The sequence below is a fragment of the Chitinophaga sp. sic0106 genome, assembly GCF_019219075.1.
GTDB lineage: Bacteria > Bacteroidota > Bacteroidia > Chitinophagales > Chitinophagaceae > Chitinophaga.
In genome coordinates, this window is record NZ_JAHUWJ010000012.1 from 18557 (window position 1) to 40699 (window position 22143).

Sequence of the window (22143 nt, forward strand, 5' to 3'; positions counted from 1 at the left end):
ATAAAAATCTATTTGTAAATGAGGGAGTCATTCGTTGAACCACATTCCAGCATCTTATCGCCAAAATACGGGTTCACAATATTTCTCGTTTCACTCAGCCAGTACGCCCCTTTATCATCAAAGGCCATCGGGCAAAATTGCCTGTAAACCGTATGTCCCTTATATCCGGTGGTTTTTATCAGGTCGTACAACATGTCAGATACCATCTGGTACTCTTCCCTTTTGCCTTCCAGGGCCTTTTCACCCACCAGGCCATTCAGTTCCGCACTGATACTGCCGGTGATGCCTGTGATGGTGGCCAGCCGGGCACTATCCATTTGCAACAACTGTACCGGCAGACTATCTACATGCTGTTTGAGCACTATAGCCGCCGAAGTGGCAGCACCCGTGTCACTTTTCACCAGTGCTGCAGATAATTCATGGTAGGCAGTCATTACCTGACCCAGCGAATCATAGTACTGCTGGCTGTATGGCGCCTGCAAAGCCACAGGGGCTGTGGCAGCCGATTCAGTGGCAGCAGGGGTGTTATTCTGGCAGCTAAACAGGCCGGCAGCCAATGCCAGGGCGCCCAAAGGCATGAATATCTTCATTTTCATAATTGCTAAAATGTTAAACAAAACTAAAGAATTGTATTCATAGAGATTATAATCTGATAATTATCCTTATAATCAGTAACTTTGCGCGTTTATTAACTTTTTGAATTTACTATGTTAATCGCTTTACAGGATATTACATTTGAGTTTGGCTCCAGGGTGATATTGGAAGAGTCCTCCTGGCACATTGAACCGGGTGACCGCATCGGCCTCATTGGCCTCAATGGTACCGGGAAATCTACATTGCTCCGTATCATCAACGGAGAATATTCTGTATCCAAAGGAAGTGTAAATAAAAGCAAAAGCCTCTCTATAGGGTTCTTTAACCAGGACCTCCTGAGCTTTGAAACAGATGAATCCATCCTCACCGTAGGTATGATGGCATTCGGAAAAGCCCTGGAACTGGAAAAAGATATTGACCGTATCACCAAAGAACTCGAACATAGCCAGACAGACGAACTACTCCACGAATTCAGCGACAAGCTGCATGAGTTTGAGTCGCTCGATGGCTACAACATGAAACACAAAACCGCCCAGGTACTGGAAGGTCTTGGTTTCAGCACTGCCGACCTGGATCGTCCTTACAGCCAGTTTTCCGGTGGATGGCGTATGCGCGTGCTCCTGGCCCGCCTTATCCTCCAGCAGCCGGATGTACTCATGCTCGATGAGCCTACCAACCACCTTGACTTACCATCCATCGAATGGCTCGAGCGCTACCTCACCAGCTACAATGGCGCGGTGATCATCGTATCGCACGACCGCTACTTCCTGGATCGCATGGTAAACGGTATCGTAGAAGTATATCAGCAGCAACTCCATCACTACGCCGGTAACTACTCCGACTATGAAGTGGAAAAGGACCTGCGCAGGGAAATGCAGCAACGCGCCTACGAAAACCAGCAGGATTATATCCGCCAGCAGGAACGCTTCATTGAGCGCTTTAAGGCTAAAGCTTCTAAAGCCGCTCAGGCACAGTCTATCGCCAAAAGGCTCGATAAACTGGATCGCATCGAACAGGTGGATAACGGCCCATCCAAAATCAGAATTAGTTTCAGCGTAGATAAAATGCCAGGCAAAATCCTAGCGACCCTCAGCGGGATCAGCAAGAGCTTTGGCAATAACGTCATCCTCAAAAATACCAGTGCCGAAATCAATCGCGGTGATAAAATCGCCCTGATCGGTGCCAACGGTAAAGGTAAATCCACCCTCCTGCGCATCATTGCCGACGAGGAATCTTTTGACGGCGACCGTACACCCGGCCATAACGTAGTAACCAGCTTCTACGCGCAGCACCAGCTCGAATCCCTGGACCTCAACAGCGAAATCCTCGATGAGCTGAAAAACTGTGGCAGCGGTAAAACAGAACTGGAACTCCGTCAGTTGCTCGGTTGCTTCCTCTTCACCGGCGACGATGTATTCAAGAAAATACGTATCCTCTCCGGAGGTGAGAAAGCCCGTGTGGCCCTCGCTAAAACCATCATCGGCCAGGCCAACTTCCTGATGCTCGATGAACCTACCAACCACCTGGACATGAACAGCGTCCAAATGCTGATCGATGCCCTCGCCAAATACGAAGGCAGCCTCGTACTGGTATCCCACGACCGTTATTTCGTAAGCCAGACCGCCAACAAAATCTGGGAAATCGTAGACGGCGAAATCAAAGAATTTAAAGGCACCTACGCAGAATGGGAAGAGTGGAAAAAAAGGATGGCAGCCAACAACACACCTGCCCCTGTTAAATCCAATCCCCAGGGTGGCAACACCGCCGCTGCGGAACCTAAAAAAGAAGCCAAAGCTGAGGCAGCCCCTAAAGGCGCCATCAACAAGGAAGTACAACGTGAACTGCAAAAGCAGCAGAAACAGTTTTCCAACGTGGAAGGACAGCTGGCCAACCTGAAAGCCCGCAGAGCTGAACTGGAAGGTACTATGAGCAGCCCTGACATCTACCAGGATAAAAATAAATATGCTTCAGTAGAAGCGGAATATAACGATGTACTTAAGTTCCTGCAAAGAGCGGAACAGCAGTATGAAGAGCTTTTTGATAAAATTATGAAGCTGGAAGCTTCACTGACTAACTAGTGATAACGCCCCGGGCTACAGGCCTGGGGCCTGCTACTAAATGGCAGGAAACCACTAAATCATTATCCATGCAAAAAATCCTGGTGGTAGAAGATGAAGTAAAAGTGGCCAATGCCGTAAAACAAGGCCTGGAAGAAAACGGCTTTGAAGTAGACGTGGCCTATGACGGTCGAATGGGCAAAAGCCTTGCCGCCAGTAACTCCTACGATCTTGTAATCCTCGACCTCAACCTCCCCCATTTCAACGGCTACGAACTATGTGAAGTGATACGCGCTAAAAATAACCGCGTACCTGTCATCATGCTTACCGCTCTCGGCGGCGTGGATGATAAGATGCAGGCCTTTGAACTGGGCGCAGATGACTACCTGGTAAAACCTTTCGATTTCCGCGAACTGCTGGCCAGGATACGCGTATTCCTTAAACGCGCCGGCGCTGAGCCTACGCAAAGCACCCAGTTTAAAATCGCGATCGCCGATCTGGAAATTGACCGCGAGAAAAAAGAAGTTACCCGCGCAGGAAAAAAAATTGCACTCACGGCAAAGGAATACCAGCTACTGGAATTCCTGGCGCTGCATAAAGGAAAGGTAATATCCAAGCTCACCATCGCTGAAAAGGTCTGGGACATTGACTTTGACACAGGTACCAACGTGATTGAAGTATACATGAACTTCCTGCGTAAAAAAATTGATAAGGACTTCGACAGCAAATTACTGCATACCAAAACAGGCATGGGCTACTATTTATCGGAAGAACCATAACGTTGAAGATCAAATACAAAATAGCGCTTTACTATACGCTGTCGGCCACCCTGATGCTGATGATCTTTGCCGTGCTGGTATATTATCTCTCCGCCAAATCCCGCAAAGCTGAATACCTGGAAAGACTGGAATACCGCGCCCGCTCCATTGCCAATGTAATTGTGGAAGACGGACACGTGAAGGTAGACCTCCTCCGAAAGCTGGACCGCACTACGTTTCAGGACTTATACAAAGAGAGCATTCTCGTTTATAATCCCAACTACGACCTCCTTTACAGCAACCTGAAAGATACCACTATCCGCACCCATAAGAGCCTGCTGGATTATATCAAAGAGAATAAATCGTATAGCTATGACCGTGGTGGTGGTGGTGAAGTAGTAGGTATTTTTTATACAGAAGGCGATGTTTCCGTCATCGTGATTGTTTCTTCTTTTGATAAATACGGATTTCAAAATCTGCAGAACCTGAGCCGTATCCTGCTCCTGGAGCTGGCTACCGCCATTTTGGTATTGGTAGCAGTGGGTTACTTTTTTGCCAGGAAGATGGTACGGCCGATTGATAAACTGGTTACGGAAGTGGACAGTATCAACGCGAATAACCTGCAAGACAGACAGGTGGCTGTACAAGGCAAAGACGAAATTGCCGTGCTGGCAGCCAATTTCAACACGATGCTGCAGCGCCTCAGCGGCTCCTTTGATTTACAGAAAAGCTTTGTAAGTAATGCCTCCCATGAGCTGCGTACCCCGCTGGCCAGTATCATCAGCCAGTTACAGGTAACGCTTTCCAAAGAACGCAGCGCCACAGAATACCAGGAAGTTTTACAGTCAGTACTGGAAGATGCAGAAAGTCTCACAGACCTCACCAACGGCTTGTTACAGCTCGCCCAGTCAGAAATGAAGAGCCAGGAATTTGTATTCAGCAATGTACGCATAGATGAACTGCTGATGGAAATGGCCAACCTGATACGACTCAAACAACGGGAATCTAAAATCGATATACAATTTAATAAAGTGCCCGACAACGACCTGCTGGTCACCTGTTTCGGGAATGAAAGTCTGCTCAAAGTTTTATTCATTAACCTGGTGGATAATGCCTGCAAATTTTCACGCGACAATACTGCTTACGTTACCATTGACTTCTTCACACAATATATTACTGTACAAATAAAAGACAACGGGATTGGTATTCCCTCAGCAGATCAGCAAAAAATATTTGAACCTTTTTATCGCGGCAGCAATGCGCAAAAGACACGCGGACACGGACTCGGACTCTCCATCTGCAAAAAAATAGTACAGATCCATAAAGGGCATCTGACTGTAACTTCCACACCTGATAATGGCAGCACCTTTACTGTTATACTCCCCCACCTCGGCGCGTAAGCCAGTATTCCTAACCACATTTTAAGGCTTTTTTAATTCCTCTTAAAGGCCCCTTTAATCTCGCTTACAGAGCTTTGTGTCATGAAATTGGGCTATATGCGAAAGATGAAGCTACTGATAATATCAGTATGTACAGCGGGCCTGGGCTATATCACACCATCTCAGGCACAGGCTTCCCTACAGCGGATTCCTGTAACACTTCAGTCGGTGGAAGACACCTTCCTTGTTCAGAATTATATGTTGCTGGCGCAGCGCTACCAGATCGATGCCTCGAAGGCACTCGTGCGCCAGGCAAAAATATGGGACAACCCCGAATTCAGTACTGTACTGGGCTGGGGCAGCACCGACCAATTAAAACCATTTAATATAGGCAGCGGCGGACAGGCGCAATACGATATAGATCAGCTGATACAACTGGCAGGCAAAAGAAACAAAAACATACAACTAGCGGGTGCCGCTGCCTCAATGAATGAAGCCACCTTCGACGAGCTGGTACGCACGCTGAAGCTGCAATTGAGAGAAAATTTTTATGACATCTACTATACCCAGCAAACAGGGCTGGTATTAAAAGAACAATTGGATAACCTGCAAAAAATTGTGGATGCATATGTAGAAGCCGATAAAAAAGGATCGGTACCCCATTCGGATGTGATCAGGCTGCAAGCCTTACAGGTAGAGCTGGAAAACGATTACGCCGATTTGAAACAGGAGGAACTAAACGCTCAAAAAAACCTACAACAGTTACTCCATAGCCAGGACTTTTATGAAGCCAGGCTGGCGTCCGGGGATCTTGCACACTATACCCTGGATCATATTCAGCTCCAGCAGCTGCTGGACAGTGCGGCCCAGAACCGGCCTGATGTGCGTGTTGCCGCACTCCAGTATCAGACTGCGGAGCTGAATTATCGCCTGCAAAAATCTATGGCAGTTCCTGACCTGCACGTTGGCGCTACGTACGACAAGGCCGGCAGCTACATCAACAATTTTGTAGGTCTTAAACTCGGTATAGACCTCCCCCTCTGGAACAGAAACCAGGGCAATATCCGCTCAGCGCAAAACCAGGTAAAAAGTGAAGCCGAACAGTTTAAACAACAACAGTCGGTAGCGCAAACAGAAGTATTAAATGCCTATCAGCGCATTCTGGCGCTGGAAAAGCGTTACAAGAGCTTCGACCTGCAGGAGTTTCAGCAGCAGTTTGATACCCTCATTGACGAAGTGGCCAAAAACTTCCGCAAGGGTAACATCTCCCTGTTACAATTTATCGACTATTTCAACAGCTATAGCGATAATGCAAAAAACATCAACAGATTTTTATCCAATCGTGTAAACGCATATGAAGAACTCAATTATGCAACAGGACAGGAATTATTTAAATAAGCAGTATATGAAACACCCGGTGATATTCCTCGGAATCGCGCTGCTGGCAGCAATGATGTGGAGCGGATGCAAACACAGCGAGGCAGAAGACACTGAAAAAAGCACGTTCGTACTGAGCGACACCATGCTTAATAATATTAAAATTGATACCGCACAACTGGAGCCGGTACAAAACGAATTACGTTTATCCGGTAAGGTTACCCCTAATGGTGGTAAGGTCTTAAAGGTTTATCCGCTGGTGAGTGGATATGTGGAAGACATTAAAGTTCAGCTGGGCGATTATGTACAGAAAGGCCAGGTGCTGGCCGTGATCCATAGTGCCGAAATTGCCGATTACGAGAAGCAACTGGCACAGGCCAAATCAGATCAGGGTGTGGCCGAAAAAAACCTGAAAGTGGCGCAGGACCTGTATGATAGTCGCCTCAACACCGAAAAAGATGTGATCAACGCCAATGGCGACCTGCAAAAATCCAATGCAGAAATCACCCGGCTCAACGACCTCTTTAAAATTTACCGTAAAGGTAAAGGCGCCACCTACCTGGTTACAGCGCCCATCTCCGGTTATATCATCGAGAAAAATATCAACAATAACATGGAAATCCGTACAGATAACAGCACTAATATCTTCACGATATCAGAACTGGATGATGTGTGGGTCATGGCCAATGTATTTGAAACCGATATTGCTAAAATCAAAGAAGGATATGATGCCAAGGTGGTAACGGTGAGCTACCCGGATCAGCCGTTCACCGGGAAGATTGACAAGATTTATAACTTTCTCGACCCGGCTACTAAAACCATGCAGGTGCGTATCAGCATCGACAATAAAAATATGGAGCTGAAACCTGAAATGTTTGCTACCGTTTATGTGACCTATAAAGATAACGATGCAAAAATCGCCGTTCCAAGTGCTGCGGTTATTTTCGACAACAGCAAAAATTACGTGCTGGTATTTAAGGATAAATTCAACATCAGCGTAAGGCCGGTGGAAGTAGCCAAAACCTCCGGTAATACTACTTACCTGGAATCTGGCTTGCAGGCAGGTGAAAAAGTGATCTCCAAAAATCAGCTGCTCATTTATGACGCACTGAAAGACTAAGCACGCAGTATATGAATAAGTTTATCAGAAATATTGTAGCCTTCTCCCTTAAAAACAAACTCTTTGTTTTTATAGCAGTAGCTACGCTCATCATAGCAGGAGTATTTTCCTTTATACATACGCCTATAGAGGCCTTTCCGGATGTTACCAATACGCAGATTGTAATTGTAACGAAATGGAATGGCCGCAGTGCGCAGGAAGTAGAACGCTTTGTTACCCTGCCGATTGAGGTATCCATGAACGCCGTACAAAAGAAAACCAGCGTCCGCTCGGTGACTATGTTCGGTTTGTCCGTAGTAAGAATCATTTTCGACGATGATGTAGAAGATTTTTTCGCACGGCAGCAGGTAAATAATATGCTGGCAGGTGTAAATCTCCCCGATGGCGCCGAGCCGGAGGTACAGCCCCCCTACGGCCCTACCGGTGAAATTTTCCGCTACTACCTCAAAAGCGCTAAGCGTGATTCCCGTGATTTGCTTACCTGGCAAAACTGGGTTATCGACCGGCAGATAAGAAGTGTGCCGGGAGTGGCGGATGTGGTGGCCTTTGGCGGACAGGAGAAAATTTATGAAATATCGGCGGACCCGGTAAGGCTCGCAAAATATGATATTACTCCCCTGGAACTATACCAGGCAGTGAATAAAAGCAATGTAAACGTAGGTGGTGATGTGATTGAAAAGAACGGACAGGCCTACGTAGTTCGCGGCATCGGATTGCTCAACAGTATCAACGATATACAGAATATTATTGTGCAGAACATCAACGGCGTACCGTTGCTGGTGAAGGATCTGGCCAATGTACATGAAGCGGCTGCCCCTCGGGTTGGCCAGGTTGGACTGGATAAAGACGATGATATCGTAGAAGGTATTGTGGTGATGAGAAAAGGTGAGAACCCTTCGGAAGTGCTGGCACGACTGAAAGAAAAGCTCAGCGAGCTGAATGAAACCATACTGCCGGATGACATCAAAATGATCACGTTCTATGACCGCGATACACTGATGGAGTTCTGCACCCACACCGTGATGCATAACCTGTTGGAAGGTATCATATTCGTGACGGTGATTGTGTTCCTCTTCATGGCCGACTGGCGCACGACAGTGATTGTGTCGATCATCATTCCGCTGGCCTTGCTGTTTGCGTTTATGTGTCTGCGTTTGAAAGGCATGAGTGCCAATTTGCTATCGATGGGCGCTATCGACTTCGGGATCATCATAGATGGTGCCGTGGTAATGGTGGAAGGCATTTTCGTGATGCTGGACCACAAAGCCCATAAATACGGCATGGAGCGGTTCAACAAAATGGCCAAGCTGGGATGGATTAAACAAACCGGTGGAGAGTTGGCTAAGGCTATCTTCTTTTCCAAGCTGATTATCATTATCAGCCTGATTCCAATATTCTCCTTCCAGAAGGTGGAAGGTAAAATGTTTTCTCCGCTGGCCTGGACATTAGGGTTCGCGCTGTTAGGAGCCTTGCTCTTTACACTTACACTTGTGCCGGTGCTGTGCTCTATTCTCCTGAATAAAAATGTGAAGGAGAAACACAATGTGGTGGTAATATTTTTCGACCGCATTGTAACAAAAGGTTTTGGCTGGACGTACCGGAACAAAAGGCTGAGTCTCGGACTGGCATTAGGTTTCATGGTACTTACTTTTGCCTCCGCCAAATTCCTGGGAACAGAATTTTTACCCCAACTCAATGAGGGTTCCCTTTGGGTAACAACTGAATTGCCGATGAGCATGTCGCTCACCGAAAGTGTGAAACTGGCCCGTGATATCCGGCAGGATCTGGGCGGATTTCCGGAAGTAAAGCGGGTATTATCGCAGGTGGGCCGCTCCAATGACGGTACAGACCCTAACGGTTTTTACTTTGTACAGTACCAGGTGGACCTGGCACCAAAGGCTGACTGGAAGCGGAAAATCACGCAGGACGAGCTGATTGCGCAGATGGAAGGCAGGTTAAGAAAATATCCCGGTATTGTGCTCAACTTCTCCCAGCCTATCAGTGATAATGTGGCAGAAGCGGTGGCTGGTTTCAAGGCCTCCAATGGCGTGAAGATTTACGGTGACGACCTGGTGAAGCTGGAAGCCTTATCGCAGCAGGTGGTGAGCCAGCTGAAAAGTGTGGAAGGTATTAAGGACCTGGGGGTGATACGTAATATTGGTCAGCCCGAAATGAGCATTAACCTCGACGACAATAAGATGGCGCAGTATGGCGTATCTACCGGCGATGCGCAGGCCGTGATTGAAATGGCTATTGGCGGCAAAACAGCGACACAGTTATATGAAGGCGAGAAAAAATTCGATATCCGTATCCGTTATGATGAGAACTATCGTAAAACGGAGGATGACCTGGCCAACCTGATGGTGCCTACTATTAATGGAAATAAAGTGCCTTTAAAGGAGATAGCAGAGATCACTACGATCACTGGTCCGGCCTTTATTTACAGGGATAGTAATAAGCGGTTTATCGGTGTTAAGTTCTCCGTGCGCGACCGTGACCTGGGCAGTACCATAGCGGAGGCACAGGAAAAAGTAAGCAAAACGGTGAAGCTGCCGAAAGGCTACAGCATAGGCTGGACGGGCGAGTTCGAGAACCAGGTGCGTGCTACCAAACGTCTGGGTCAGGTGGTACCTATCAGTATTGTTGCGATATTCCTGGTGTTGTTTATCATGCTGGGGAATGTGAAAGATGCAGGTTTGGTGCTGATGAATGTACCATTTGCGTTGATAGGGGGAATTCTCGCATTGCACGTCACTAGTATGAACTTCGGTATTTCTGCCGGCGTAGGCTTTATTGCGTTGTTTGGCATTTGTATACAGAACGGGGTGATATTGATATCGGTGTTCCATAAAAATCTGGAGCAGCGGATGACGTTGAATGAAGCAATCCGGCTGGGAGTACAGAGCCGTATCCGCCCCGTGGTGATGACAGCGCTGATGGCGGCTATCGGGCTGGTACCGGCGGCATTATCACATGGCATAGGCTCTGAAACGCAGAAGCCACTGGCGATTGTTGTAATCGGAGGTTTAATTACAGCTACCGTACTCACCTTACTGGTGTTCCCTATAATTTTCTATACGGCATACCGCAACAAGCACCAGGAGCTCAGTTAAGATATAACCCGGGAAATGGTAATGCGGCTATATTCCGGGAAGCTTTTTTAGTTCGCATATAGGTTGATAGAATGGGTCCGAATAAAAATGGCCGGATCAGATCCGACCATTAGAATAAGACTCACTTCCTCCACCCCGCTGAGAAGAAACAACGCGGGGTGGATTTTTTATTTATACGCGGTTGCGTCTGCGTCTGGATTTATTAAACATCAGCCCTTTTTCAATTCCTTTGCGGAGTTCGGCCTGTTGTTCCAATGGCAGCTCGTGTGTAGTTTTACACTCATCGCTGCAACAGTCGTTGTATTTGGTAGCGCAGGCTTCGCATTGTATGAAGAGCAGGTGGCAGCCATCATTGGCGCAGTTAACATGCGTATCGCATGGTTGGCCGCATTGGTGGCATAGGCTGATGATATCGTCTGTGATACGTTCACCGAGGCGGTCGTCGAACACGAAATTTTTCCCTTTGAATTTCAGGGGGAGATTTTGTGATTTTGCCTTGTTGGTGTACTCGATGATGCCTCCTTCGAGGTGGTATACATTCTGGAAACCGGCGTGCAGCATATAGGCAGAGGCTTTTTCGCAGCGGATACCACCGGTGCAGTACATGATAATGTTTTTATCTTTTTGGTCTTTCAGCATGTCGACTGCCATAGGCAGTTGTTCACGGAAAGTATCGGAAGGTACTTCGATTGCGCCTTCAAAGTGTCCTACTTCGTATTCGTAGTGGTTGCGCATATCTACGATAATGGTTTCGGTGGTGTCGACCATATCGTTAAATGCTTCGGCATTGAGGTATTTACCTTTTACTGCCATATCGAAGGTAGGGTCTTCGATACCATCGGCTACAATTTTTTCCCGCACTTTAATTTTCAGTACGTAGAATGATTTCCCGTCATCATCTACGGCAACGTTGAGTCGGATGCCGTTGAGGAAATCGATTTTGTAGAGGGTATCGCGGAAGGCATCGAAATGATGTTCCGGCACGCTGATTTGCGCGTTAATACCTTCATTGGCGACGTATATACGTCCAAATACGCCTAATTCGAAGAGGGAGGTGTAGAGTGCATCACGGAAAGCCTGCGGATCTTCAATCTTCGCATACTGGTAGAAAGAGATGGTGACGCGTTTGAATGGTTCCTCGTGCAGCCGCTGTTTAAGCTCGGTTGCCGATACCCTGTTGTGTAAAGCCATTGTGGACCTGAAATTTTAAGGACACTTGCCTGGTGAACAAAATTTCGGTGTAATCATATGATTATCAACGAATAATTATAACACTTTCCGATAATACTTTTTATTGGAAAGGCCTGCAAAGTTATTGAATATTTTCATTAGGTTGAACTGATATTTGTCATAAATGCGGTGGGCCTGCGCCCTCCTATGATTTAAGCGTAGCGCCGGGCTGCGCCCGGCTCACATGACCAAAGCGATGAGCCGGGCACAGCCCGGCTCTACAGGTGGAGGCACATAACCGCATTTTTCCTATATACGTTAACGTTATCCTTAACCACCTAAATTTTAAACACAAAATCCAGTAAATTTATCTAGCCTGGTTAATATTTCAAATATTCTTGTTAATTTACAGTTAATCGGGTCAATTTTAATTTCGGAGTTGAAAAGAAGCTTTAAATTGCTACCTTGCAGCTCCAAAATATTGAAGCTGACTCTTTTAATCTCGTCTTCAGGAAACGTAGGAAATTTCATAGAAGGAAAACGAGGAGAAGATAAAGCTCGTGCTACTGGCGCGGGCTCTTCTTTGCCGTTCCTTCCCTCATCCTACGGGGTCCTGTTCGGCATCGCAAGAGTCCCGCGCTTAACTATTTTTGGGACTTACTGAAACACCAAAACCACGAGTCTGTATGACCCCATCAATTCTACCCGGCAGGTTTCAGCATATTAGCAAAAAAAGATTATTGTTGGTTGATGCAGATGAATGTTTTGGCGCCTCGCTGAAGGATGCCCTGGCACAAGTGCATTATGAGGTGGATTGGGAGAAAGATCATCAGGCCGCCGTGGAGCGCGCACGCACTATCTCCTACAGCCTGGTGTTAATTGATGATCATGTGACAGGCATTCCGCTCCCTGCATTAATCCGCGACATCCTCCAGCCTCATAAACCTCCTGTTATCATATTCGGAACGGCTGTCATCGCATCTGAACAGGAAGATTGTGTTGCCGCAGGAGCCACCGGGTTTATCTCCAAATGTACAAATGACTTAGCATCACTGTTGATAAAAATAATAGCCATCACGGCAACGGTGCACGCACCGAACTAAGGATTTATAGAATTAAATGGATAATTAACGGACCAGGGTATCCACCCTGGTTTTTTTATGACTTAATGCCAGACTTGTAAATAAATTTCCACACATTGATTAGACTTAACACTAATGTGTGAAGTAAAGAACCAGAATAAGCTGCCTCATCAGATATAAAATACCGGTTATATTTAGCGCTATTAGCCCCTTCCAGTGTTGAAAAAAATATTCTTGTAAATGTAACTATTTGATTATTATTGTATATAAGTTTACACTAAAGTTTAGGCACCCCGATTGGCACTTAGTTTGAATTTCAAGTTCGAGGAGTTTATTGTTTAACCCGAAAATGTTACCATATGAGTCATTACATTACTTACTTCGTTTACGCGATTGTTGGCATCTGGATTTACAGATTGCTGGCGTATTATTTTGACACCAATCATCCCAGGAAAGTTCGGAAGAACAAGTAAAGAATTACGATAAAACCCTGGCCTGCGGTCAGGGTTTTATCGTATAGCTGAATCTGGTGACGTTCAACAGGGCTCACCTTGCCCCCGGCGGATCAGTCGGGAACTGATCCGATCCAACAGCCGTATGATCCGGGTGTTTATTTTCCAGGCTTAATCATATCTCCAAAAATACCCCCGAACCCAACGCGCACCCCTATACGTGTATTATCCTTGCTCTGATAGCCTGCAATCACATCTATACGCGCTATCTTGAATATATTTTCCAATCCTGCAAAAATCTCCAGGTAATTATTATCGCCATTGACATAGAACGCATTGGCACCCGCTACCAGGTTCCACTTCAGCCGGTTGAATAATGGAATTTTATTTGTCAGAAAGCCATTGAAATGATGCTCCACATTAGCGGTGGTATAGAAGGCAGCCGTGGTACTATACAAATAATAAGGCGCCAGCTGGAAACTGTTTAGATAACGGAGGGTATAAAAAGTCTGGTTGCCATTGAAATGCTGATAGTCCGGTATCTCCACTACCCTGCTGTTCAAAAATCCGCCTACATTTACATGGTACCTGAACTCCCCGAATAGCTTAAAGTTCATATTATCCTGGATGCCCAGCCGCCATTTGTCGTAGTCCACCACACTGTTCCCAACACCCGGAATACCTTTGGTATAGGCCACCTCAAACTGCGGATATTTGGAACCGTAAGGCACACGACGATCCGGTAGCTCTACAAACCGCTGCCCTGGCTGAAAACTGAAGCTGGCACCTATTGCAAATGCACTATGTTTTTCAAACGGCACATTCGCCAGTTCGTAAGGATGATTGGGAGTAAACTGCTTTTGCTTACTGCCAAAGAAACTGAAATCGGTCGTATTTTCTACGGGATTCCTGTTCTCATATACCGCCGAAAGACTTACCTGGTTTTTGTTCTGAAACGTACGACTGTACACGCCTTTCACGAACCAGTTCTCGTAAATTTTCAGGTAGTTCTCCCGTAATAACAAGGTGTAAAACTCATTGGTGAGGTTATCAATGGGTTCCTCATGATTGAACTGTGAAACCCGCTTACCACCCGACAACATAAACAGATCATTGCCAATGCGGTTAAACAGCCGGCTTTCCTTTGTTAGCACTGCATCCAGGTAGGAATTGAAGTGCGTGTTACTTAAGCCATACCGGAAGTAGGGCGATAATCTCAGCCTGCTTTCCTCGCCGGTGTTAAACGTAACACTTGGCTCTATTGCCAGCACCAGGCCTTCCACGGTATTGTACTTCAGGGATTTTGCCAGGCCTTTCAGGCGCAGTGTATGATTTTGAATACTGCTGTCGCGACTAAAATAATACTTGCGTGTCACGTCGCTCCAAAGGATGTTCATCAATTTCACCGGCCCCTGTTTTTTGCGGAGGGAGTCGAGACGGTAACGGCTAGAAGCACTGTCCCTGTTAGCTTTCGCTGTACTATCCCGCGTATGGAAATCCTTCTGTTCATAGGTTTCCAGCGGCACCGGCCGGATACTGTCCCAATACAGCTGCGTCTTTTTATCGTAAGCCGAATCCAGTTTCAGGATCACCTTCTCAAAATACTTTTCAGAGAGTTGCGGCTTCAGGTTATAGTCGCTATACACACTCACGAAATTACCATCTACCCCAAACCCAAATTTCTTAAATGCGATATGTACCACCTGGTCTTTTATGCGCCAAACCTCCGGTGTTACCGGTACATGGGTCTGCCGGATATTCAGGGTGTCCAGAATTTCCAGCTGGTATTCCGGCGTAAGCAATAAGTCGGTGCTATGAATACGCCAGTCGGTATCTGTAATAAAAATACTGCCGGAAAACAGTGGTTCATATTTACGTTTAGGCGTTACCGTTATCTTGTATATTAATTTACCATCTTCCGAAAAAGTGCCTTCAAGATGGTATTTATAATAGTGTAAAGCATTTTCGGCAATCGGTGAAATAAAGCCACGGGGGCCCATCTGCGAGATGATTGCCTGCACATTGTTATCATAGAAACTAATGAATGCCGGAAAGCTGATTCCGAATCCTCCCCCGCTTTTACGGGAGCTGATCACTTCCAGCTTCATCAGGTCGGGCTTGCGGAAAGCTACTTTGCTAAAGGTTTCTGTGAGAAAAATAACGCCTCGGCCCAGGCTATCCACGCCCATTTCCGACTTATCGATTTTTTGTCCAAAAAATTTATCAGGGGCATTGGTAGATGAAATGGTTCCCTTGCTATAGGCGTTACAGGTGAGCTCATACACCTGCTGCTGGTAAAAGCGGCGTTTTTTAATCGCCTCCCGGATAATCGCATACGCAGGATCTTCCCCACCCGCTTTCACTACCACTTCCTGTATTTGCATACTTACCGGTTGCAGTTTGAAATCCAGGGTTTGTACGGGAGATGTTACCGCTACTTTTTGTTCGGATTTACGAAAACCTATATACTGGCATACGATAGTATACTCGCCGGTATTCAATTCCAGCTGGTATTGTCCGGAGGCGTTGGTAGTGGTGCCGGTAGTAGTGCCTTTGATCAGTACAGTGGCATATGGAAGGGGTTGATTACGTTCATCTGTTACCACCCCTTTGAGTGTGTTGGCCAATACAGCATGGTATCCTGCTATCATGGACAGCAGTAAAAGCAGGTGCTTCATCATAAATTGGTAGACATTCAGCGGTTAGAGGCAAGCCCAATCAGGCAGTGGCAACAGGTTTCCTTGCACTACGCAGGTAGGCAGCAGTAAGTCCGGCAAATCCGGATACCAGGCCTCCGAGGAAGGCGCTGATCACACCCAGTAATGGCGCAGACTTCACCTGCATAATGATCATACTCATTTTGTTCGCGAGCAGGTGATCATTTCTCACGTCCTGGTAGAACGCCAACACCAGCCAAAGGATAAATACAGACAGAAAGGAGTTGAAAAAGGCCTTTCCCGGACGCAACGGGTACATCACGGTTATTAAAAATGCGGAGAGTGGCGCGCTCCACCAGGGGAGCACCATGCCGGCTACATAGGCCAGTATCAGGATGAGCAAAAAATGGGCGAAGGATTTCATGAACCGAATATAAGGGTTTTGCCTTAAATTATCGGATTAGAAAAGGGCCTGCGGCCCTTTTCTAATCCGATAAAGTCCCCCGCTTGCAGCGGGGACTTTCGGAAAAAATTACTTGCTTTGATCAAGTGCCTGTTCAATATCTGCGAGAATATCTTTCACGTTTTCCAGTCCCACCGAAATTCGTATAAGCCCTGGCGTTATACCCACATTAGCCCGTTCTGCATCCGTTAACTTAGCATGTGTGGTGCTGGCCGGATGAGAGGCAATACTGCGGGAGTCGCCCAGGTTAGCGGTGAGAGACAGGAGTTTCAGTGCATTCAGGAATTTCACGCCGCTGGCAATGCCGCCTTTCAGCTCGAAGCATACGATACCGCCGCCGCCGGACATCTGCTTTTTTGCAATTTCATATTGCGGATGGCTTGGCAGCATCGGGTAACGTACCATGGACAGGTGCGGGTTACCTTCCAGTGCCTGCGCAAGTGTCAGTGCACTTTGGGAGTGGCGCTCCATGCGTACGAACAGTGTTTCCATGCTCTTGCTGAGTACCCATGCATTGAACGGGGACATGGCAGGGCCGGAGCTTCTGCAGAAGATATAGATTTCCCTGATCAGGTCTTTTCTGCCTACTACCGCTCCGCCGAGTACGCGGCCCTGGCCGTCGATCCATTTGGTGGCGGAATGGGTAACCAGGTGTGCCCCCAGTTCCAGCGGGCGTTGCAGCACCGGTGTAGCAAAGCAGTTATCTACGTTGAGAATGATGTTATGTTTATTGGCGATGCCGGCCAGCAGTTCCAGGTCAATAATTTCAAGTCCCGGGTTGGAAGGCGTTTCCACAAAGATCATCTTCGTATTGGGCTTAATCATCGCTTCAATACTGGCAGGATCATTCATGTCGAAGTACGAATACTCGATACCCCATTTTGGCAGGAACTTGGTTACCACGGTGTGTGTGGAACCGAAGATAGAGCGGGCAGACAACAGGTGGTCGCCGGTTTTGAGTAATGCCATAAAACTGGCAAACACGGCACTCATACCGGAAGCAGTAGCATAACCCGCTTCCGCTCCTTCCAGGGATACCATTTTGCTTACAAACTCGTCCACATTTGGATTGGAGAAACGGCTGTATATATTGAAGTCCGTTTCATCTGCAAAGGTGGCTCTCATTTCCTCCGCATTATCATAGCAAAAGCTGGAGGTAAGAAACAGGGGCGTTGAGTGCTCCATCTCGTCGGTTCTGGCCGTCTGAATCCTTACCGCATTGGTTTCCGGTTGGTATTGATTTTCTTTCTGCATTCTCTCTAAGTTCTATGGTTAGGCATTCAGTTTCACTTCCCAGGTAAGCCTGGTACCGCCTTTACGAAGGGTTTCCGCTACAGAGCAATATTTGTTCATGGAGAGTTCAACGGCGCGGGCAGCTTTATCTGCATCGATGTTGCCGGACAGGTGGAATACAAGATGTGCATTTTCCCAGAGAGAAGGCTCTTTACCTTTTTCCCTGTCAGCTTCGACCTCAATACGAAAATCGGTTACTTCCTGGCGTTGCTTTTTGAGGATCATCACGATGTCGATGGCAGAGCAGCCGCCAAGGCCCATAATAATCATCTGCATCGGGCGTACGCCATTGTTTTTTCCACCGTTTTCAACAGAAGAATCCATCAGCACCTTGTGGCCGTTCTCATCTACTGCTTCCATATTGAATCCGTCGTCTATTCTTTGTAATGCTATCTTCATAACTTATAATTTCTTCTGTAAAGATAACTATTCAACCTCATCTTGCAAAGCATGCTGTAACGCAGGCTGGCAGGGCTTTCCGAATTTTGTTTGCATTTTAAGTGTTTGAAACCTTAGTTTTGCGAAAATTTTAAATCATTGTCGGCAAAGGTATTTCATAGCAAGGCTGAATTCAGACTGGAGTCCGGGGGATCATTACCCGAATTACAAATCGCTTATCACACCTATGGCAACATGCTGCCTGACGGCAGTAATGTGGTTTGGGTATGTCATGCCCTGACTGCCAACAGTGATGTAACCGACTGGTGGACCGGCCTCGTAGGCGACGGCAAGGTGATTGATCCCAGCCGCCACTTCATTGTATGTGCCAATATCCTTGGCTCCTGCTATGGCACCTCCGGCCCTGCTACGACTAACCCGGTAACGGGCAAGCCCTGGTACCGCAGCTTTCCTGCCATCACCATCCGGGATATCGTGAACGCACATATCCTGCTGCGCCGGCACCTTAACATACCAGCCATCGCATTGCTGGTAGGCGGCTCCATGGGTGGCTACCAGGCCATGGAATGGGCGCTGATGGAGCCTGACAGGATCAAACGACTATTCCTCCTTTGCACCGGGGCAGCCGAAAGCGCCTGGGGCATTGCTATACACACAGCACAACGCCTTGCCATAGAGGCGGATCATACCTGGGAACAGGATACGCCGCATGCCGGCCATAAAGGCCTCAAGGCTGCCAGGGCCATTGGTATGCTCACCTATCGCAATTACCAAACCTTTGTGCGTACCCAATCGGACCCCGATAAAGAAAAAACGGATCATTTCAGGGCATCTTCCTATATCACTTATCAGGGAGATAAACTGGTGAAGCGTTTCAACGCGCAAACGTACTGGCTCCTGTCAAAAGCAATGGACAGTCACAACATTGCAAGGGGCCGCCACGAAGACGTGACCACTTCCCTCTCCCATATCAAACAACCAGTGCTGCTGATCGGTATTACCTCCGATATATTATGCCCTCCGGAAGAACAAGAACTGCTGGCTCAACATCTCCCTAATGCAACTTATCATGAAATAGACTCCTCCTATGGTCATGATGGCTTCCTGATCGAGTTTGAAAAGATCGGAAACATACTACAGGACTGGATCTAGGTTATATTTTGCAGTGGTGAAGTTTGTATTAGGATTTTTTACTTATATTTATTAAGTATCAACTGAAATCAAACAAAACCTCCACTGTTTATGAAGCGCAATTATCTCAGATTTATCTGGGGAATTCTGTACTTGCTCTTTTTGCTCCCAAGTATGTTATTCGCCCAAGGACAATCCACCCTGTCTGGTACTGTGAAAGACAAAACCAGTGGTAATCCCATGGCAGGTGTTAGCGTGGCCATTAAAGGCACCAATGCAGGCACCGTTAGTTCCAATACCGGTGGATTTACCATTAAAACGTCCCGATCTTTTCCGTTAACCCTTGTGTTTTCTTACGTAGGTTTTAAAACAGAAGAAGTAACCGTGAATGATGCTAATGCCAACATCCCGGTAGAGATGAATTCCACCGAAATCCTCGGCCTGGAAGTGGTGGTAGCAGCCAGCCGTGTGCAGGAAAGCATCCTGAAATCACCGGTGTCAATCGAAAAGCTGGACTCCCGCGCCATCAAGGCCAGTCCTGCCCCAACCTTCTACGATGCCCTCGCCAACCTCAAAGGCGTGGAAATGAGCACCCAGTCCCTGACCTTCAAATCTGTTAACACCCGCGGCTTTAATGCCAACGGTAACACCCGCGTGCTGCAGTTGACAGATGGTATGGATAACCAGGCGCCCGGCCTCAACTTTTCCGTAGGTAACATCGTCGGTATTTCCGAGCTGGACATGGACAACGTAGAGTTGATCCCCGGCGCGGCCTCCGCATTGTATGGTCCTAATGCACTGAATGGTATCGTACTGCTCAACAGTAAAAATCCGTTCCAGTACCAGGGCCTCAGCGCTAACGTGAAAACCGGTATCCTCAACGAAAGCGGCCGTACCTCCGGTACCACCGGCTATTACGATATCGCGGTACGTTACGCCAAAGCATTCAACAACAAATTTGCATTCAAATTAAACTTCGGCTATATCAAGGCGGACGACTGGCAGGCACACGACACCAGGGATCAGAGCCTGTTAAACGGCCATACCCTCGCCGATGGTACCCGCGCCAACAACGAAGCCTATAATGGCGTGAACACCTACGGTGATGAAATCAATCAGAATATGACTGCCGCTCTCACCCAGCAGGCCAATACGCCAGGCAGCGCGTTAAACCAAACACTGGCCGCTGTTGCAGCGCAGTTGGGCAATACCGTTACACCGGCACAGATCCTCGCATCTGCCCTGCCAGGCGCTGCTAACGCCTACGTTAGCCGTACCGGTTATGCCGAAAAAGATGTGGCAGACTACAACACCAAAAACCTGAAGTTTAACGCAGCCCTCCACTATAAAATCCGTGAAAACCTGGAAGCCCTGATCCAGGGTAGCTATGGTACCGGTACCACCGTGTACACCGGGGCCGACCGCTACTCTATCAAGAACTTCCGCATGGGTCAGTATAAAGCGGAATTACGCGGCGATAACTTCTATGTAAGATTTTATACTACCCAGGAAAGATCCGGCGACAGCTATGCCGTAGGTACACTGGCCTCCGGTATTAACGAAGCCTGGAAAACCAGCCGCGACTGGTTTACCCAATACTTTGGTACATATGCCACACAATCTGTTACCGCATTCGCACAGGCATATGGCAGGGCGCTCCAAACCGGCTCCACTCCTGCGCAGGCACTTGTTATTGGACAGGACGCAGTAAATGGGGCGAGAGGCACGTTTAACAGCAATTCCAGGAACGTAGCGGACAATGGCCGCTTCCTCCCAGGATCAGCAGAATTCAACGCTGCTGCGGATAAAGTAAAAAGCAAACCAATCCCCGGAGATGCTACCGGCGTAGGTGCTAAGTTCCTCGATAAAACAAACCTCTACCAGGCCGAATTCATGTACAACTTCAAAGACCTGGTGAAATTTGCAGAAATACTGATCGGTGGTAACTACCGCATTTATACGCTCAACTCTGAAAAAACACTCTTCGCAGTGAAAGACAACGGCGACGAGTTTAACATCAACGAATACGGTGGCTATGTGCAGGTAATGAAAAGCCTGCTGGACGAGCATATCAAACTGACTGGTTCCCTTCGTTATGATAAAAACGAGAACTTTAAAGGCCAGTTCAGCCCACGCTTGTCAGCAGTATATACTTTCCTGCAAAACCACAATATCAGGGCTTCCTACCAAACAGGTTTCCGTATTCCAACCAACCAGGATCAATACATCGACCTGCAAACACCACAGGCGCACCTCATTGGCGGATTACCGTTCCTGCGTGACCGTTATGGACTGAATACCGGTCCCGTATACACGCTGGAATCCGTACAGGCAGGTAAACCTACTCAATACGTATTCCGTGATTTCGAGCCTGAAAAAATCCGTGCATTCGAAATTGGTTACAAAGGCCTCGTAGCACAAAAACTGCTGATCGACGCCTACATTTATACCAATAATTTCAAAAACTTCAACGGCCCTCAAATCCTGGTACAGCCAACCTCTGCTACCACGCAGAATATCTTCTCCGTACCGGTGAGCCTTGATAAAGATATCAGATCATGGGGCTGGGCACTGGGCCTGGATTACTCCCTGCCTGCCAGCTTCACCGTTGGTGGTAACATCAGCTATAACGAACTGCTGGACGCGGATAAACTGGGCAGCTTCCTGCCGATGTATAACACACCAAAAGTCCGTTACAATCTGAATTTTGGTAACAGAAACATCGCTAAAAGCTACATAGGCTTCAACGTTACCTGGAGATGGCAGGATGAATTTGTCTGGCAGTCTACCTTCGCCAGCAATGCCATCAACGTGGCCAACCAGGGCGTGATTCCTGCCTATGGCACCATGGATGCTCAGGTAACTAAGCTGTTCCCTAAAGCTAAAACAACCATTAAGCTGGGCGGCGCCAACATCCTGAATAAAAAGTATATCCAGTCATGGGGTAACCCAACTGTTGGTTCACAATGGTATGTTTCACTGGGTTATAACCTGTAAGGGTTTTAATAAAGACTGTTTCCATAAAAAACACAGGAGGCGCCGGTTGGCGCCTCCTGTGTTTTTTTATGGAGCGGCGCAATTCCTGCGCCTAGATATTT

General features: G+C 47.3%; 15 protein-coding genes. 9 read left to right on the forward strand and 6 right to left on the reverse strand.

The annotated features are described in order from the left end of the window. Positions 1-8: 8 nt before the first annotated feature. Entirely contained in the window at positions 9-596 is a 588-nt protein-coding gene (locus tag KW844_RS17875; protein ID WP_218378142.1) for a DUF3347 domain-containing protein, read from the reverse strand. A gap of 111 nt (positions 597-707) precedes the next feature. Between KW844_RS17875 and KW844_RS17880 the strand changes: the two genes are divergently transcribed. From KW844_RS17880 to KW844_RS17905, 6 genes are all read left to right on the forward strand, one after another. Next, positions 708-2672 (forward strand): ABC-F family ATP-binding cassette domain-containing protein, encoded by a 1965-nt coding sequence (locus KW844_RS17880; protein WP_218378143.1) that lies wholly within the window; start codon positions 708-710, stop codon positions 2670-2672. A 68-nt stretch (positions 2673-2740) separates the two neighbouring features. Continuing rightward, positions 2741-3430, forward strand: coding sequence for a response regulator transcription factor (locus KW844_RS17885; RefSeq protein WP_218378144.1), 690 nt, complete (start codon positions 2741-2743; stop codon positions 3428-3430). Positions 3431-3432: 2 nt separating this feature from the next. Continuing rightward, a complete protein-coding gene (locus KW844_RS17890) occupies positions 3433-4809 on the forward strand; it encodes a HAMP domain-containing sensor histidine kinase (protein WP_218378145.1) in 1377 nt (458 codons plus the stop codon). 105 nt (positions 4810-4914) lie between these two features. Beyond that, the gene (locus KW844_RS17895) at positions 4915-6186 is read left to right on the forward strand and encodes a TolC family protein (RefSeq protein ID WP_218378146.1); all 1272 of its coding nucleotides are present in this window, start codon (positions 4915-4917) and stop codon (positions 6184-6186) included. Between the two features lie 7 nt (positions 6187-6193). Then, positions 6194-7285 carry an efflux RND transporter periplasmic adaptor subunit gene (locus KW844_RS17900; protein WP_218378147.1) on the forward strand — a complete coding sequence of 364 codons (1092 nt, stop codon included), beginning with the start codon at positions 6194-6196 and terminating at the stop codon, positions 7283-7285. Between the two features lie 11 nt (positions 7286-7296). Further along, a complete protein-coding gene (locus KW844_RS17905) occupies positions 7297-10398 on the forward strand; it encodes an efflux RND transporter permease subunit (RefSeq protein WP_218378148.1) in 3102 nt (1033 codons plus the stop codon). Positions 10399-10569: 171 nt separating this feature from the next. On the opposite strand, the gene KW844_RS17910 is transcribed toward KW844_RS17905, so the two are convergent. Further along, entirely contained in the window at positions 10570-11589 is a 1020-nt protein-coding gene (locus tag KW844_RS17910) for a rhodanese-related sulfurtransferase (RefSeq protein WP_218378149.1), read from the reverse strand. A gap of 665 nt (positions 11590-12254) precedes the next feature. On the opposite strand from KW844_RS17910, the gene KW844_RS17915 reads away from it, so the two are divergent. Continuing rightward, the gene (locus KW844_RS17915) at positions 12255-12671 is read left to right on the forward strand and encodes a response regulator (protein ID WP_218378150.1); all 417 of its coding nucleotides are present in this window, start codon (positions 12255-12257) and stop codon (positions 12669-12671) included. Between the two features lie 589 nt (positions 12672-13260). Here KW844_RS17915 and KW844_RS17920 read toward each other — a convergent pair. From KW844_RS17920 to KW844_RS17935, 4 genes are all read right to left on the reverse strand, one after another. Further along, a complete protein-coding gene (locus tag KW844_RS17920) occupies positions 13261-15783 on the reverse strand; it encodes a DUF5686 and carboxypeptidase regulatory-like domain-containing protein (RefSeq protein WP_218378151.1) in 2523 nt (840 codons plus the stop codon). Between the two features lie 37 nt (positions 15784-15820). Further along, positions 15821-16183, reverse strand: a complete 363-nt coding sequence (locus tag KW844_RS17925) for a hypothetical protein (protein ID WP_218378152.1) — start codon at positions 16181-16183, stop codon at positions 15821-15823. Between the two features lie 108 nt (positions 16184-16291). Further along, positions 16292-17476, reverse strand: coding sequence for an O-succinylhomoserine sulfhydrylase (locus tag KW844_RS17930; RefSeq protein ID WP_218378153.1), 1185 nt, complete (start codon positions 17474-17476; stop codon positions 16292-16294). Between the two features lie 18 nt (positions 17477-17494). Next, positions 17495-17914 carry an OsmC family protein gene (locus tag KW844_RS17935; RefSeq protein ID WP_218378154.1) on the reverse strand — a complete coding sequence of 140 codons (420 nt, stop codon included), beginning with the start codon at positions 17912-17914 and terminating at the stop codon, positions 17495-17497. 138 nt (positions 17915-18052) lie between these two features. Here KW844_RS17935 and metX point away from each other — a divergent pair, with 138 nt between their 5' ends. Continuing rightward, the gene (gene metX, locus KW844_RS17940; RefSeq protein WP_218378155.1) at positions 18053-19066 is read left to right on the forward strand and encodes a homoserine O-acetyltransferase; all 1014 of its coding nucleotides are present in this window, start codon (positions 18053-18055) and stop codon (positions 19064-19066) included. Between the two features lie 153 nt (positions 19067-19219). After that, entirely contained in the window at positions 19220-22042 is a 2823-nt protein-coding gene (locus tag KW844_RS17945) for a TonB-dependent receptor (protein WP_218378156.1), read from the forward strand. Positions 22043-22143 lie beyond the last annotated feature (101 nt).